Annotated in this window: 1 protein-coding gene; it reads left to right on the forward strand. The window is 65.9% G+C overall.

From position 1 onward, the window contains the following. Window positions 1-28: 28 nt before the first annotated feature. Window positions 29-1363, forward strand: a complete 1335-nt coding sequence (locus AC1D34_RS37610) for an IS1182 family transposase (protein ID WP_476827035.1) — start codon at window positions 29-31, stop codon at window positions 1361-1363. The last annotated feature ends 20 nt before the right edge of the window (window positions 1364-1383 follow it).

Genomic DNA, 1383 nt, shown 5'->3' on the forward strand with positions numbered 1-1383 from the left:
GGGTGGCTTCGGGATGATTCACTGGCTCATGGCCAAAGTGTTTCGCTCTTGGGATGTCGATCAGGGCTGGCTTTTGCCGCCTTCGCTGCATGAGTTCGTGCCGCCCGGTCACCTGGCGCATTTCGTCCGTGACACGGTGCGCGAAGGGCTCGACCTTTCGGCTATTATCGACAGCTACACCGAGGAGCGCGGCTATCCGCCCTACCATCCCGGCATGATGGTGGCCCTGCTTCTCTATGGCTACAGCCGTGGCCTGTACTCTTCGCGTCAGCTCGCCCGCGCCTGCGAGGAGCGGGTCGACGTCATGGCAGTGACCGGCCTGAACCGGCCGGACTTCCGGACCATCGCCGACTTCCGCAAGCGCCACCTCGTGGTCCTATCGGACSTGTTCGTGCAGGTGCTGCGTCTGTGCCGGGCGGCCGGTTTGGTCGAGTTCGCACACGTGGCGGTCGACGGGACCAAACTGAAGGCGAACGCCTCGCGCCATAAGGCCATGAGCTACGGGCGGATGAAGACGACGGAGCCTGCGTTGGCCGCCGAGGTCGCACAATGGCTCGATCAGGCGCGCGACACCGACGCGACCGAGGATCAGGTTCATGGCGCGGACCGACGTGGGGACGAGACACCGGACTGGATGGCCGACAAACAGCGTCGGCTGGAGAGGATCCGAGCTGCCAAGGAGACGCTGGAGGCAGAGGCTGCCGATCCGCCGGATCCGGAGGACGAGAGCGGACCAGGCGCATCGTCGGGCATGCGCTGGCAGGGCCGGGCGTTGCGGAGCGAGGACGGTGGACCGCCCGACCGGGCGCAGCGCAACTTCACCGACCAGGACAGCCGCATCCTGCCCACGCGCGACGGGTTCGTGCAGGGCTACAATGGCCAGATCGCGGTCGATGCCGCCCATCAGATCATCGTGGCCCACCGGTTGGTGACCAACTCCGCCGACTATCGCGCCCTCGTGCCGCTCATCGACGATGTCCGCGTCCATCTTGGGCGCAAGCCGCGTGAGGTCTCGGGCGATGCGGGCTTTGCCAGCGAGGTGAACCTGGCCGCGTTGAAGGAGAGAGGGATTGCGGGCTACCTCGCCCCAGGCCGTGCGCGCCACGGCGAGGGGAACGCGGTCGGGCGCCGTAGACTGACGAAGATGCCCTTSATGAGCGCTATGGCCGCACGGCTGAAGCGGGCTGGCCGCAGGAGCCGCTACCGCCTCAGGAAGCAGGTGGTCGAGCCSGTGTTCGGGCAGATCAAGCAAGCCAGAGGCTTCCGGCAGTTGCTCCTGCGCGGTCTCGATCAGGTCCGAGGCGAATGGGCAATGATCTGTACCGCTCACAACCTCCTGAAGCTTGCAAAAGCCTCAAGATGAGGACCGGGCACCGAAATCTC

The organism is Allobosea sp. P1_A7, from assembly GCF_056406775.1.